The organism is Winogradskyella sp. Asnod2-B02-A, assembly GCF_045063645.1.
Taxonomy (GTDB): Bacteria; Bacteroidota; Bacteroidia; order Flavobacteriales; family Flavobacteriaceae; genus Winogradskyella.
Genome location: NZ_JBEFOG010000026.1, coordinates 88,685 through 102,983 on the forward strand (window position 1 = coordinate 88,685; position 14,299 = coordinate 102,983).

The window sequence follows — 14,299 nt, forward strand, 5'->3', positions numbered from 1 at the left end:
TTTAGTCGTTAAAAGTTTATTTTGAAGCTTTATCAACTACAATTCGTTGGTTTCTATTAGCCACTTCCCAAGCAGTATAAAATACTAGACGTGCTCTTGTTTCTAGTAAATCGTATTCAATTTTGTCCGGTGTGTCTGTTGGTTTGTGGTAATCCTCGTGTGTGCCATTAAAATAAAAGATTACCGGAATATTGTTCTTGGCGAAATTGTAATGATCAGATCTATAATAAAAACGATTTGGATCGTTATCATCGTTAAACTTATAATCTAACTCCATTTTGGTATAATTTGTATTGGCTTCTTCAGAGATATTATGTAAATCAGTACTTAATTTATCACTACCTATTAAATAGATGTAGTTTTTAGTGCCAATTGTTCGCTCTGGGTCAGTTCTACCAATCATGTCAATGTTTAAGTTGGCCACTGTATTTTCTAAAGGAAATATAGGATCGTTATCCGTATAATATTTAGATCCTAAAAGTCCTTTTTCTTCACCAGTAACATGTAAAAATAGTATAGAACGTTTTGGTCCATTGCCAGCTATTTCAGCCAATTTAAAAGCTTCTGCAATTTCTATAATAGCTACAGTACCAGAACCGTCATCATCTGCTCCGTTATAGATTTCACCATCCTTTATACCTTCATGGTCTAAATGTGCCGAGATCACAACAATTTCGTCTGGTTTTTCAGAACCTTTTATATAAGCGACAACATTTTCAGAAGTGATAGATTCAGATTTATTTTCAATTTCAATGTTAATAGTTGATTTAATATTTTTTGCTGTAGTATCTTCAGAAATAGATTCATATATGGCTTTACCTAATTCTTCACTAACCATTAACATTATCATATCTCGCTCATTACTTTTTAAAGATAAACGACCAACAGCTCCAGATGCATGTTGTTTTTTATAATATATAGCATATTTAGAAAGCATGTCGCTATCCATATATACAAGACCTTTAGCTCCATTTGCTGTTGCAGCTTCTCTTTTACTTGATAATGATTGACGACCATTAGTCCATTTGGTGTCTTCAGTATCTCCGGTAGTTATAAAATTACCATCAGCATCTTTTGGTTCTCCAGCTTTTGCCAATACTATTTTGTCTTTAACATCAATACCTTTATAGTCACTATAGTTATCGTCATCAATACCAAAGCCTACATATACAATCTCGTCTACTGAAATATTGATACTATTCGAAACAGCAAGTATAACAAGATCATCAAAACTATTGAAGGTTTTGCCATTGACCGTTAATTTTCCTTCAGCAACTTTTTGTTTTTCTAAAGGCACTTCCTGAAAATAATCATCGTTACCCAATGGAGTAGGGATATTTAAAGTTTTATATTTTTCCTTTAAATATTCTATAGCTAATTTTTGTCCTCTTTCACCTGTATCTCTACCTTCAAACTCATCTGAAGCATATTTATACAACATGGTTTTTAATTCACCAGATGTAATTGTAGACGCATATTCTATTGGATTAGCTTTTTCAGCTTTAGTGATTTTTTCATTCGATTTGCTGCTAGAAGAGCTTCCGCAACTAACAAATATTAGTGATAGACAATAGATAAACAGTAAGTTTTTCATTAAATAAATAGATTAAATGGATTTTAGAAAAAAGCTAAATTAGATAATTTCTTCTTTTAAACGTGTTTTAGAGTTAGCCAAGTACCAAGCAGTTGCAAAAATTAGTTTTGCACGTTTTTCTAATAAAGAATAATTAATTTTATCTGCAGTATCCGTAGGTTTTGTATAATCTTCGTGTTCACCGTTAAAAAAGAAAATTACAGGGACTTCTTTCAATGCAAAATTATAATGATCTGATCTGTAATAATAACGGTTTGGATCTCTGTCATCATTATAATAATAATCTAAGTTAAGATTAGTAAAAGTTGAATTCGCTTTTTGGGCTATAAAATCTAATTCTGTACTCATCTTATCAGCACCTATAACGTAAATGTAATTTTCATTTTTTAAATGCCTATTATCAACACGTCCAATCATGTCTATATTTAAATTAGCGACAGCATTATCTAATGGGAAAATAGGGTTTTCGGTATAATATTTAGAACCATGTAAACCAACTTCTTCAGCAGTTACATGTAAAAAAACAATACTTCGTTTTGGTGGATGGCCATCTTTTACAGCTTGGCTAAAGGCTTCAGCCATTTCTAAAACGGCAGCAGTTCCGGAGCCATTATCATCTGCTCCGTTATAGATTTCTCCATCAATGACACCCTCATGATCAGAATGTGCTGAGATATATACATACTCATCTGGAAACTCTGAGCCTTTAATATAGGCGATTATATTTTGTGAATCGTTTAGGTTGTTGGGCAGAACTTCTTTTGGTACTTTTTGATAGAAATTAGGATGTGATTCTGGTGCTTGAAGATTGAGGGTTTTATAAGTTTGTCTGATATAATCACAAACTTGATTGTGACCTTCTTCTCCAGTCATTCTGCCATTATACTTATCGGAAGACACTTCTTCAACAATAGATTTTAATTCTTCAAGTTTTATGGTATTTAAATAGTTTTTTACAAGAGCTTCGTCTTTATAAGTAATGCTATTTTTTAGGTTTTCAATTTTTTCACTATGTCTTAGATTGGAACAAGAACCAACTAATATAAGTGCAGAGGCTATTAGAACTTTCATTTAACTCATTGATTTTAGCAAAAATAAGACAAATAGATTGAAACTTTTCTTACAATTACTCTGAAGTCTTAAAATTTGTTATTACTCTATTTAATTTTAAGCTTACTTTCAGAGTCCTCTAAGTTATCTTCCTCTTTCAGTTCTGTTTGTTCAATATCATCATTTATTAAACTATCCTCTATATTAGTAGTATGAGTAACAGCTTTATATATGGTAAGACTTAATGAAATTATAACCAAAAGAAATATATACTGTATTGTTTTAGTTTTGGTTTGCTCTTTCTTTGAATAAAATAGCACTAATAAACCGCTAGCGAAGGCAACAATTATTGGAGTAACAGCTAAATTTGAAAATTTAGAAACCGCTAGAATGGTCGCTACTATTGCACTAACGAAACCCAGTATACTAAATATTTTTTTCATGTGTTTGTCATTTTAATAAGCATTAAAAATAAGACTTTATACACTTAAATTTATCTTGTTTAAATACAAAATTTAGAGCGTATTGATTTTAATCTAATTATTAGGTCAACATTTATTATGCCGAAAATATTATTTAGTCTTTAAATCATAGTATTTCAGAGAGATAAAAAATAATATTAATTTTTTTCAAAAAAACTACCCAAAAACTTTTGGCTAAAAGAAAAAGGCGTTTATATTTGCAGCCGCTAAAGGAGAGTTGGCAGAGTGGTCGAATGCGGCAGTCTTGAAAACTGTTGAGGGTCACACCTCCAGGGGTTCGAATCCCTTACTCTCCGCTTAAAGCAAAGCTCAATTTCTGAAAAGAAATTGGGCTTTTGTTTTTTAATGAACTTTGTAAGAATTAATCCTTATAAAGTAAGTTAATTTTTCCATCATTTAAATCCATAAAAAAAGCTTCTCGAAAGAAGCTTTTTTTTATAATATGAATGTCATTATTATGAATTCAAAATAGAGTTAAGGGCTTTGCTTGGTCGCATAGCGTTAGTTACTAAATCTTCGTTAGGAAGATAATAACCTTCAATGTTTACAGGCTCTCCCTGGCAATCTATTAACTCCTTTACTATCGTTTCTTCGTTAGTACTCAAGGCTTCATAAATTTTTGAAAACTCAGTTTTTAGGTCTGAATCCTTATCTTGATTTGCTAATGCTTCAGCCCAATATAAAGCCAAGTAAAAATGACTTCCTCTATTGTCTAATTCATTTACTTTTCTTGAAGGACCTTTTCTGTTTTCAAGTAATTTATCAGAGGCGTCATCTAAAGTTTCACCTAAAATGCTTGCTTTTTTATTGTCGTTAACCACAGAGAAATGCTCTAAGGAAACAGCTAATGCTAAAAATTCACCTAAAGAATCCCAACGTAAGTGATTTTCTTCTAAAAACTGTTGAACGTGCTTAGGTGCAGATCCACCAGCTCCAGTTTCAAATAAACCACCACCATTCATTAATGGAACTATAGATAGCATTTTTGCACTTGTGCCTACTTCTAAAATAGGAAATAAATCGGTTAAGTAATCTCTTAATACATTTCCTGTAACTGAGATAGTGTCTTTACCGGCTTTAAGACGTTCTAACGTAAAGTTAGTAGCATCAACTAATGATAGTATTCTAATATCTAAACCTTCTGTGTCATGATCTTTAAGGTAAGTGTTTACCTTTTTAATTAATTCTGCATCATGAGCTCTTTTCTTATCTAACCAGAAAATAGCAGGTGTTTTTGAAGCTCTTGCTCTTGCTACTGCAAGTTTTACCCAATCTTGAATTGGTGCATCTTTAACCTGGCACATTCTCCAAATATCTCCGGCTTCAACTTTATGACTAAGTAGTACATTTCCATTAGCATCAATGACTTCAACTTTTCCTTTAGAGGCTATTTCAAAAGTCTTATCATGTGAACCGTATTCTTCAGCTTTTTGAGCCATAAGTCCTACATTAGGTACCGTTCCCATTGTAGTAGGATCGAACGCTCCATGTTTTTTACAGAAATCTATAGTTGCACTATAAACACCAGCATAACTACTATCTGGAATTACAGCTTTGGTATCTTGTTGTTTTCCTTCTGCATTCCACATTTGACCAGATGTTCTAATCATTGCAGGCATAGAGGCATCAATAATAACATCACTTGGAACATGAAGGTTGGTAATACCTCTATCGGAATTCACCATTGCTAAATCTGCGCCATGTTGTAATGCATACCTGATATCATCTCTAATTTGGTCACGTTTATCTTCTGGTAAATCATGTAATTTTTCTAGTAAATTACCAAAACCATTATTAACATCAACACCAATTTTTTCGAACGTTTTGCCATGTTTTTCAAACAAGTCTGCAAAGAATACACGAACAGCGTGACCAAATATAATTGGATCAGAAACTTTCATCATCGTTGCTTTCATGTGTAATGAAAACAATACGCTTTTATCTAGCGCATCTTCAACTTGCTCCTCTAAAAATTCGAGTAAAGCCTTTTTGCTCATTATTGTTGCATCAATAATTTCCCCTTTTAATAAATCTAAACCGCTTTTTAAGTTTGTTTTATTGCCTTTACCATCTGTATGTACAATATTAATGGTTGTTGCATCAGCTAGCGTAATCGATTTTTCATTATGAGCAAAATCTCCCTTAGACATAGTTGCTACATGGGTTTTAGATTTTGAAGACCAAGCTCCCATACTATGAGGGTTTTTCTTAGCATAATTCTTAACCGCTTTTGGTGCACGTCTATCTGAGTTACCTTCTCTAAGTACTGGGTTTACAGCACTCCCTTTTATTTTATCGTAACGAGATTTAATTTCTTTTTCTTCTTCGCTCTTAGGTTCTTCTGGGTAACTAGGGATTTTGAAGCCTTTTGATTGTAACTCTTCAATAGCTGCTGTAAGTTGTGGTACAGAAGCACTAATATTTGGTAATTTTATAATGTTAGCTTCTGGTTTTTTTACTAAATCACCTAATTCGGCTAAGGCATCTGTAACTTTTTGGTCGTCACTTAAAAAATCTGGAAAAACCGCTAATATTCTAGCAGCCAACGATATATCTTTAGTTTCTATTTTTATGCCAGAAGACTTCGTAAATGCTTGAACAATAGGTAAAAATGAACGGGTTGCTAAAGCTGGAGCTTCATCCGTTTTTGTATAAACAATCTTTGCTGTTTTTGTCATAAGTCTTGAAAATATTTAGAATGATATTATGCTTAAAATTAAGCTGAACAAATATACGAAAACGTTTGATTTTAGCACGTATAAGATGTGTAGTAAACAGCAGCAATCTTTAAATAATTAATAAATTGCAGCTCTATTTCTTGAAATTATTATTTAATCTTAATATTGAAGCTTTCTATTAGGCCAGAAATGTTTTCTTTAGTAAATGAAGCGTGCTTAATATAATTTAATGAAGGATTAATATTAAAGTTAAAAGCCGAAGTAAAGTCTGCTTGTTCTATATTTGTTTTGTCAAAGATAGACTGATGTAAATCACAATCTTTAAAAACGACATGTTTAGCTTCTGTTTCTGTGAAATCTACTTGGTGCATTGTACAATTTATAAATTGAGTATAATTGATTTTTAATTGATAAAAACTACTCAAATTAAGAGCGCAATTTGTAAACTTAAAAGACAACAAAAAGGAATTGCAATTCTGAAACAAAACACCTAGGATTTTACAATCTTTAAATGTAACAGCGTTAAATGTGGTATGCATTACATTAGCATTGCTAAAATTACAATCTACAAAATCGCATTCAGTGAAATTTATATTTGAAAGATCTGAATTTTCAAAGTTACAATTGTTAAATGTACATTCTAAATATTCTGTTTTTGGTAGGTGAGATACAGTATAATCTTTGTTTTTAAAATTTATATCTTCTGATAGTGGTAATTGCATTGCTATGATCTACTTAGAATAAGTTCTTTTTTTCTCAATGATAAAATTTTAATTTTAAAAAGTAAAGACATTCGCTTATTTAGTTGAGTCATTTTCCTTTTTATTATTTTAAATATGAGATAGAATTATAACACCCTAATAAATTTTAAGCGTATTACTAAAAGCGTTGATAAAATTAGTATTGCAATTAAAGATTTGATAATTGTAACTGTAATAGTTTTAAAAGTATGTAAAACAATTTCACAGAGTAATCTTAAAATTATTTCAAAAATAAAAAGCCATATCACTCAGAAAAATCTGTGCTGACATGGCTTTCTTAGAAACAATACTCACTAGATTTATTTAGCTTCTAACTAAACTGAAAAACTAAAATTTTACAGCGTTCGAAATCTAGGATTTCTGTTTCAAATTCGAAACATTCCATATCTTTCAAAATGTATTGACCTGATATGACATTGTTTCTTAGGTTTGCTTTTCTTGATGTTTACCTATAATATTCACATGAACAAAAAATAGGTATTAAACATTGCTCATCTTTTTTGTGTGCACTTTCGATTCCACTACTTTTTCAGAGCTTTCCACTTTACCAATATACCCTACAAAGTATAATATATAACTAAAGTTTCATGATTGTCTCACATACACTTACTAATGCAAGTTGCTAAACAATCTCAAAAAACAACCTCAATACATAAAGAACGAGTCTCTAGTAACAATTTAACACTAATTTGAAATAGATTTCAAAACCAAACTATTTTTGTTGTTAATTGTTTTACTAAATTACTAAAATGTTTCGATATTATCTAATTATTTAACATTATAGATATCAACAGTTTATGAACTAGAGTTATTAACAATTGTTTACAAACAAAAAAAGCCTTCTTTGCAGAAGGCTTTTAATTGTAATATATAAGTTTGAATTATCTTCTAACTTCTTTGATTCTTGCTTTCTTACCAGTAAGACCTCTAAAGTAGAAAATTCTAGCTCTACGTACTTTACCACGTTTGTTAACTTCAACTTTTTGTAAAGCAGGTAAGTTTACTGGGAAGATACGCTCTACACCAATTGTTCCTGACATTTTACGGATGGTAAATGTTTCAGAAGATCCACTTCCTTTACGTTGTAATACAACACCTCTAAAAAACTGTGTACGTACTTTTTCACCTTCTCTAATTTCGTAATAAACTGTAATTGTATCACCAGCACTAAATTCTGGGAAGTCTTTACGAGTTACAAATTCGTCTTGTACAAATTTTACTAAATCCATTTTATTTTTTTTATAATAATTAATTCAAAGCAACATTCACGATTCTCGCCAGAGGTTGGTCTAAATTGGTTTGCAAAAGTAGTGCTTTTTTGAAAATACACAATACTAAAGGTAAAAAAATGTGCAATACGCTTTTATTGCTTATTTTATTAGCCCTTGTCCTTTTAATTGTTCCCAGTAATTAGAGTTATTTTATATTTTGAATCTCTTTAAAGAGATCTAATCTTCAAGTAAATCTGGTCGCCTTTCTTTAGTTCTCTTATAAGCTTGCTCTTCCCTCCATTTTTCAATCTTAGGAAAATTACCACTAAATAATACTTCCGGAACTTTCATACCATCATATTCTCTAGGTTTCGTATAAATTGGTGGTGCTAATAAATTATCTTGAAACGAATCGGTTAGGGCAGAAGTTTCGTTTCCTAATACTCCAGGAATTAAACGAATGACAGCATCACATAAAACAGCAGCACCTAATTCACCTCCAGATAATACATAATCTCCAATAGATATTTCGCGTGTAATAAACCGATCGCGTACACGTTGGTCAACACCTTTGTAATGTCCGCAAAGAATAATGATGTTTTCTTTTAAAGAGGTTTGGTTTGCAATACTTTGATTAAGTTGCTCTCCATCTGGTGTCATATAGATAATCTCATCGTAATTGCGCTCTTTCTGTAACTTAGAAATGCACTTATCAATTGGTTCTATACTCATTACCATGCCTGCGCCTCCTCCAAATTGAGTATCGTCAACGGATTTATAGCCACCTGTGGCAAAATCTCTTAAATTATGAAAGTGGACTTCAACCAAATTGGCTTCTATTGCTCGCTTTAAAATTGAAGCTTCAAAAGGGCTTTTTAAAAGTTCTGGTAATACTGTAATGATATCTATGCGCATAGTGTTTTCAAAATAGGTTGTAAAGATAATATTAATTGAAGCAATTTTTTAAAATGTACCTCTCATAATTACTTAAGCATTAAAATATATGACGGATAAGTTCTTTAATTTTTTTCATAAAAAAATCCGCAATTTAAGTTGCGGATTTTATAGTGATTCTACGTTAAGTGTAGAATAGAGTTTCTTAAGATTTTTGTTTATTTAATTCGTCTTGTAGTTGACGTCTTACTTTTTGTTCGCGCTCTAGTGCGTTACGTCTGTGTTCTTCAAATTCAGTTTCAACTTCATCTAATTTACGTTTAGCATCGCGTGTGGCAGAGTTGCTACCTTTAAATTTATAAATAAATAATAGTAACAAGGCAAAAAGACCACCAATGATACTCCACATTAATATTTTGTAACTCGCTTTACTCGTTTGTATTCCAAATAATGAAATATTGTCTTTTTCATCATTGGTAGCATTTAACGTAGATTGTGTATTAGAAAGACTAGATTTTAAACTTTCAATTTCCCCAGCTTGTGTTTTTACAATAACTTGTGTATCCGCCAAATCTTTGTGTACTGCCTTAAGAGAGTCTAACGTATGTGCTTTTAAAGCATATAGCCAAGTTTTTTTTACAGTTTTGTAATCTTGCCAGCTATTAGAACGCCTAATTACAAATTCGAATTGATTATCAATAGTGCCACTATTAAGAGATAATTTATCATCTGGATCACTATTGGTTTGTGCTTGTATAGTTTGAAAACTAAGTGTAACTAATATAATTACAGAAACTTTGGTTAAGAATTTCATCTTAGACGTAATTTTGTTTTGGTTAGATTAATTGATTGCCAAGATAATAATTTTATGAGGATATCATAAATAATTATCAAACAAAAAGCCTCACAATTTAGTAAGGCAATTTATATACGCAATAAATTGTGTTTTAGATGTTAAGTTTTAAAATGAAACATATATTTTTAAGGATGTGAAATGTGTAAAAAACTGTAATTCAGTAGATTTAAATCAAAAAAAAATCTTGCCATAAGACAAGATTTTTCTATTTTCTTTTTCAATAATTCTAATAATAAGCATAGCGCCTTACTTTAGAAATATATTTTGCTAAACGAATCACTTGATGGCTATAGCCATATTCATTATCGTACCATATATATAGAATGGCGTTTTTACCATCTTTTCTTACAATAGTGGCTTTACTATCGTAAATAGAAGGTGCAGAACTGCCAACGATATCGCTAGATACCAATTCGTCACTCATTTCGTATTTTATTTGTTCAACCAAGTCACCTTCAAGAGCGTACTTTTTCATGGTAGCGTTCATGCTATCAACAGACGTTTTATTCTTTAATTCTAAGTTTAAAATAGCAAGTGATCCGTTTGGAACTGGTACTCTGATAGCGTTAGATGTTAGCTTTCCATCAAGAGATGGTAATGCTTTACTAACCGCTTGTCCTGCACCAGTTTCTGTAATTACCATATTTAAAGCAGCCGCACGTCCACGTCTGTATTTACTATGGAAATTATCAACTAAATTTTGGTCATTGGTATATGCATGAATCGTTTCTAAATGTCCGGTTTTAATTCCAAAAGAATCTTCAACTGCTTTTAAAACAGGTGTTATAGCATTTGTTGTACAAGATGCAGCAGAGAATATTTTAACGTTATCAGGATCATATTCTTTATGATTTACACCATGTACAATATTAGGAATTCCTTTACCTGGTGCAGTTAATAAAACTTTATCTACTCCTTTAGCTTTTAAATGTTTGCTTAATGCTTCTTTGTCTCTAAAGGCGCCAGTATTATCAATAATTAAAGCATTATTAATACCATATTCTGTGTAGTCTATGTCTTCTGGCTTATTAGCCGAAATAATTTTTACTGTGGTTCCATTAATAATTAATGCAGAATTTTTTACATCTGTACTAACCATGCCAGAAAAATCTCCATGCACAGAATCGTTTCTTAATAAAGAAGCACGTTTTTCTAAAACAGTTTCATTAATATCTCCTCTGGTAACAATGGCTCTTAATCGTAATTGAGTACCTTTTCCAGTTCTAGTCATTAACTCTCTTGCGACTAAACGTCCAATTCTACCAAATCCATAAAGTACAACATCTTTGGCTTCAATAGCTTTATTGTTTTTTGCATTACCCAATTTTGAAGCTACAAACGCTGTTGCGTTGCTATATTTTTGGTCTTCTAGATGATATTCGTAAGTCAATTTACCAATATCTAATTTAGCAGGAGGTAAGTTGAGTGCACTAATGGCTTGTGCAATTTCAACAGAATCAAAAATTGAAATTGGTTTTTGAACAAATTCACCTGCATATTCATGCAAATTTAAAATTTCGCTAACATTTCTGTCGATAAGTTGATTTCTAAATATTACGAGTTCAATAGACTTATCGTACCATAGGTCGCTGATAATTTTAATAAATTCTACTGTTGCTCTACGACGATCGGCTTGAAACGCTAATTCTTTTTCGTATGTGTCATTAAAACCCATGTTTTCTTTGGTTTAGTGGTTTAGATTTTGCGCAAAAATACTATATTTCAAACGTTTTCGTAATACTTTTTGTCGAAAATAAAAACCCTTCAAAGAATATTACTTTGAAGGGTTAATTTTATCTGATTAATCTTGAGTTTTATCTAAAACTATGCACGACTTTTTCGCCTTGATTATTTATAATTTCTATTTGAAGCGGCTCTCTTAGATTTCTTGTTTTCATTGCGTTTTGAACATCTTCAACCGTATATAATTTATTACCATTAATTTTAGTGACGACACTGCCTTCTTCAACACCAACGCGACTCCAACCTGCTTTATAATTGTCATCTGCAAATTTTGAAATTATAACACCATAGTCTGCATTGAAAGTTTTTAATTCTTTCTTAGAAGCATTTTTCACATAACCGATAGTACTAATTATTGTAATTGTTGGTTTTAATAAGGTTACAGGTAACACTTCCTCATGCCCGTCTCTTAATAACGTTACATTAACGACATCTTCAGGACTTTTTGTTTTTAAATAGCCTGTTAAATCTGAAAATTTATTAATTTTTACGTTATCAATCTTATTAATGATATCACCAGGCTTTATTCCTGCTTTTTCAGCTCCTGTATCTTCTTGTACTTCGTTAACATAAAATCCTTCGGTAGTTGTAGTGCCTAATTCTTCTGCTGCTTCACTATTAAGAGCACCTCCGGAGACACCTAGAATACCATTTTGTACATTACCGTATTCCATAATGTCATTCACTATTTTTCGAGCAATATTACTTGGTACAGCAAATGAATACCCTATATAAGAACCCGTTTGCGATGAAATAGCTGTGTTAATACCTATTAAATCTCCATTCACATTTACTAATGCACCGCCAGAGTTTCCTGGATTTACAGCAGCATCAGTTTGTATAAATGATTGTAAATGCTGACCAGATAAATCTCTAGATTTTGCACTAATAATTCCAGCTGTCACAGTAGAGTTTAAGTTAAAAGGATTACCCACTGCTAAAACCCATTCTCCAATTTTAGCATTATCAGAATCACCGAAAGCCATAAATGGTAAATCGTCATCTGTTTCAATTTTTAATAATGCAATATCTGTAGTTTCGTCCGTACCAATTAATTCAGCAATGTATGCCTTATTATCATTTAGTGTAATACTAATTTCGTTGGCGTTTTTAATAACATGGTTATTTGTTACAATGTAACCTGTTGGCGAAATAATTACACCACTACCAGTACCAACCTGCGCACGTTGCGAGCTGCGACCATAAAATAAATCGCGCATTGAAGTAGGTCCGTTTACGATAGCTGTGTTTTTTACGTGTACTACAGCATCTAAAGATTTTTCTGCTGCATCTACAAAATTAGGAGCGATTGTAGCATTATTATTTATGGCATTTACAGCATTATTAGTAGGTACAAAAACTGGAAAATCATTTGATTGTTCCAAAGCTAATTGTGGCGATTCCTTTTCAATAAAAAGTTTGTAACCTCCTAAGGTTAATAAACCACCTAATGCAGAAACAAAGACTAATGTTAGAATCTTCTTCATGTTTTTTAATATTTAAGTTTTACTATTCATTTTAACTAACGATTAAATTTAGATAAATATTGAATTCAATTTTCACTTTAACGACTTTTTAACGTCAATTTTAACGCGTGTTTAACAACTGTTTTTAAAGTGTAATATGCTTATATTTGCCTTTCAAATATGTAATGAGTGAGTTAAAAAGGGGATCATTTAATCTAAAGATTAATAGCAATAAGCAGATGACCTTAAAAAAGAGATTAGCCAAATGAAAATGACATTTTATAAATATCAAGGCACAGGAAACGATTTTGTAATTCTAGATAATCGATTGAAGATTATAGATAAAAAGGATACTAAACGCATTGCAGAATTATGTGATAGACGATTTGGTATTGGTGCTGATGGATTTATTTTGCTAGAGAATGATGAGCATACAGACTTTAAAATGGTGTATTATAATGCAGATGGTAATGAAAGTAGTATGTGTGGTAATGGCGGAAGATGTATTGTTGCCTTTGCAAAATTCTTAGGTATCATAGAAAATGAAACAGAGTTTATAGCTATTGATGGACTCCATAAAGCAAAAATTGAAAATGAAATCGTACATCTTCAAATGCAAGATGTTTCAGAAATTGAGACTTTTCAAGACCATTTGTTTTTAAATACAGGTTCTCCTCATCATGTAGAAATGGTTTCAGATCTTAAAGATTTTGAAGTCAAACAAAATGGATCAAAAATTAGATATGGTGCTCCTTATAATGAAGTTGGGAGCAATGTGAATTTTGTAAACCAACTATCATCAGATAATTTTGCAGTAAGAACGTACGAACGTGGAGTAGAAGATGAAACGTTATCTTGTGGCACAGGTGTTACAGCTGTTGCAATTGCGATGCATAAATCTGGCAAAACTAAAAGTGATATAATTAGTTTAAACACTGAAGGAGGTAAGCTAAAAGTATCTTTTGACTTTAATGCTAATGGTTACCATAATATTTGGTTAGTAGGACCAGCGGAACAAGTTTTTAAAGGGGAAATAATATGGTAAATCTTTGTGGTGAACATATCTATTTAAGAGCTTTAGAACCTGAAGATTTAGAGTTTGTTTATAGAATTGAAAATGATACATCTCTTTGGGAGTTGAGTGATACTCAAACACCTTATTCAAGATTCTTAATTAAGCAGTATCTTGAGAACGCACAGCAAGACATTTTTGAGGCCAAACAACTAAGATTAGCTATTAATACCAATGAAAACTTAACTATAGGTTTAATTGATGTATTTGATTTTGATATTAAAAATAAGCGTGCTGGTATTGGGATTCTCATTGAAAATGAAGTCAACCGAAATCATGGTTATGGCAGAGAAGCTTTAGAATTATTGGTGAATTATTGTTTTCAGACCTTACATTTGCATCAAGTTTATGCTAATATTTCTGAAAATAATATAGCAAGTTTAAAACTTTTTGAAACTAATGGTTTTAAAAAAATAGGATTAAAAAAAGATTGGAGTTTCGATGGTGTAAATTATGCCAACGAATATATTTTACAACGTATTAAAGATTAAC

The 14,299-nt window shown here is 31.3% G+C and carries 12 protein-coding genes and 1 tRNA gene; 3 read left to right on the forward strand and 10 right to left on the reverse strand.

Features of this window, described 5'->3' with window-relative positions:
• Positions 1–16: 16 nt before the first annotated feature.
• The 3 genes from ACJJVO_RS03900 to ACJJVO_RS03910 all read right to left on the reverse strand — a co-directional run bounded on the left by ACJJVO_RS03900 (position 17) and on the right by ACJJVO_RS03910 (position 3,087).
• Positions 17–1,594 (reverse strand): M28 family peptidase, encoded by a 1,578-nt coding sequence (locus ACJJVO_RS03900; RefSeq protein ID WP_405570702.1) that lies wholly within the window; start codon positions 1,592–1,594, stop codon positions 17–19.
• Positions 1,595–1,633: 39 nt separating this feature from the next.
• Positions 1,634–2,665 (reverse strand): M28 family metallopeptidase, encoded by a 1,032-nt coding sequence (locus ACJJVO_RS03905; RefSeq protein ID WP_405570704.1) that lies wholly within the window; start codon positions 2,663–2,665, stop codon positions 1,634–1,636.
• Positions 2,666–2,751: 86 nt separating this feature from the next.
• The gene (locus tag ACJJVO_RS03910) at positions 2,752–3,087 is read right to left on the reverse strand and encodes a hypothetical protein (RefSeq protein ID WP_405570706.1); all 336 of its coding nucleotides are present in this window, start codon (positions 3,085–3,087) and stop codon (positions 2,752–2,754) included.
• Positions 3,088–3,337: 250 nt separating this feature from the next.
• Here ACJJVO_RS03910 and ACJJVO_RS03915 point away from each other — a divergent pair.
• Positions 3,338–3,422 (forward strand) — tRNA-Ser (locus tag ACJJVO_RS03915).
• 159 nt (positions 3,423–3,581) lie between these two features.
• On the opposite strand, the gene ACJJVO_RS03920 is transcribed toward ACJJVO_RS03915, so the two are convergent.
• The 7 genes from ACJJVO_RS03920 to ACJJVO_RS03950 all read right to left on the reverse strand — a co-directional run bounded on the left by ACJJVO_RS03920 (position 3,582) and on the right by ACJJVO_RS03950 (position 12,756).
• Complete coding sequence (locus ACJJVO_RS03920; protein ID WP_405570709.1) at positions 3,582–5,804, reverse strand: NADP-dependent isocitrate dehydrogenase; 2,223 nt, start codon at positions 5,802–5,804, stop codon at positions 3,582–3,584.
• Between the two features lie 149 nt (positions 5,805–5,953).
• Positions 5,954–6,526 carry a pentapeptide repeat-containing protein gene (locus ACJJVO_RS03925; RefSeq protein ID WP_405570712.1) on the reverse strand — a complete coding sequence of 191 codons (573 nt, stop codon included), beginning with the start codon at positions 6,524–6,526 and terminating at the stop codon, positions 5,954–5,956.
• Between the two features lie 920 nt (positions 6,527–7,446).
• A complete protein-coding gene (gene rplS / locus ACJJVO_RS03930; protein WP_178985762.1) occupies positions 7,447–7,794 on the reverse strand; it encodes a 50S ribosomal protein L19 in 348 nt (115 codons plus the stop codon).
• Positions 7,795–8,013: 219 nt separating this feature from the next.
• Positions 8,014–8,691, reverse strand: coding sequence for a tRNA (guanosine(37)-N1)-methyltransferase TrmD (gene trmD, locus ACJJVO_RS03935; RefSeq protein ID WP_405570714.1), 678 nt, complete (start codon positions 8,689–8,691; stop codon positions 8,014–8,016).
• 184 nt (positions 8,692–8,875) lie between these two features.
• Positions 8,876–9,484 carry a tRNA (guanine-N1)-methyltransferase gene (locus tag ACJJVO_RS03940; RefSeq protein ID WP_405570717.1) on the reverse strand — a complete coding sequence of 203 codons (609 nt, stop codon included), beginning with the start codon at positions 9,482–9,484 and terminating at the stop codon, positions 8,876–8,878.
• Between the two features lie 268 nt (positions 9,485–9,752).
• Positions 9,753–11,201 carry a glyceraldehyde-3-phosphate dehydrogenase gene (locus ACJJVO_RS03945; RefSeq protein ID WP_405570719.1) on the reverse strand — a complete coding sequence of 483 codons (1,449 nt, stop codon included), beginning with the start codon at positions 11,199–11,201 and terminating at the stop codon, positions 9,753–9,755.
• A 139-nt stretch (positions 11,202–11,340) separates the two neighbouring features.
• Complete coding sequence (locus tag ACJJVO_RS03950; RefSeq protein ID WP_405570722.1) at positions 11,341–12,756, reverse strand: trypsin-like peptidase domain-containing protein; 1,416 nt, start codon at positions 12,754–12,756, stop codon at positions 11,341–11,343.
• A 244-nt stretch (positions 12,757–13,000) separates the two neighbouring features.
• Between ACJJVO_RS03950 and dapF the strand changes: the two genes are divergently transcribed.
• Together dapF and ACJJVO_RS03960 are read left to right on the forward strand one after the other, a co-directional pair.
• Complete coding sequence (gene dapF / locus ACJJVO_RS03955) at positions 13,001–13,780, forward strand: diaminopimelate epimerase (RefSeq protein WP_405570725.1); 780 nt, start codon at positions 13,001–13,003, stop codon at positions 13,778–13,780.
• A complete protein-coding gene (locus ACJJVO_RS03960; RefSeq protein WP_405570728.1) occupies positions 13,774–14,298 on the forward strand; it encodes a GNAT family N-acetyltransferase in 525 nt (174 codons plus the stop codon). The genes dapF and ACJJVO_RS03960 overlap by 7 nt, the downstream gene beginning before the upstream one ends.
• The last annotated feature ends 1 nt before the right edge of the window (position 14,299 follow it).

What these genes read in the sequence shown, in the direction of transcription:
- ACJJVO_RS03900 (WP_405570702.1), bottom strand. Translation starts at nt 1,594, where the DNA reads ATGAAAAACTTACTGTTTATCTATTGTCTATCACTAATATTTGTTAGT.
- ACJJVO_RS03905 (WP_405570704.1), bottom strand. Translation starts at nt 2,665, where the DNA reads ATGAAAGTTCTAATAGCCTCTGCACTTATATTAGTTGGTTCTTGTTCC.
- ACJJVO_RS03910 (WP_405570706.1), bottom strand. Translation starts at nt 3,087, where the DNA reads ATGAAAAAAATATTTAGTATACTGGGTTTCGTTAGTGCAATAGTAGCG.
- ACJJVO_RS03920 (WP_405570709.1), bottom strand. Translation starts at nt 5,804, where the DNA reads ATGACAAAAACAGCAAAGATTGTTTATACAAAAACGGATGAAGCTCCA.
- ACJJVO_RS03925 (WP_405570712.1), bottom strand. Translation starts at nt 6,526, where the DNA reads ATGCAATTACCACTATCAGAAGATATAAATTTTAAAAACAAAGATTAT.
- rplS (WP_178985762.1), bottom strand. Translation starts at nt 7,794, where the DNA reads ATGGATTTAGTAAAATTTGTACAAGACGAATTTGTAACTCGTAAAGAC.
- trmD (WP_405570714.1), bottom strand. Translation starts at nt 8,691, where the DNA reads ATGCGCATAGATATCATTACAGTATTACCAGAACTTTTAAAAAGCCCT.
- ACJJVO_RS03940 (WP_405570717.1), bottom strand. Translation starts at nt 9,484, where the DNA reads ATGAAATTCTTAACCAAAGTTTCTGTAATTATATTAGTTACACTTAGT.
- ACJJVO_RS03945 (WP_405570719.1), bottom strand. Translation starts at nt 11,201, where the DNA reads ATGGGTTTTAATGACACATACGAAAAAGAATTAGCGTTTCAAGCCGAT.
- ACJJVO_RS03950 (WP_405570722.1), bottom strand. Translation starts at nt 12,756, where the DNA reads ATGAAGAAGATTCTAACATTAGTCTTTGTTTCTGCATTAGGTGGTTTA.
- dapF (WP_405570725.1), top strand. Translation starts at nt 13,001, where the DNA reads ATGAAAATGACATTTTATAAATATCAAGGCACAGGAAACGATTTTGTA.
- ACJJVO_RS03960 (WP_405570728.1), top strand. Translation starts at nt 13,774, where the DNA reads ATGGTAAATCTTTGTGGTGAACATATCTATTTAAGAGCTTTAGAACCT.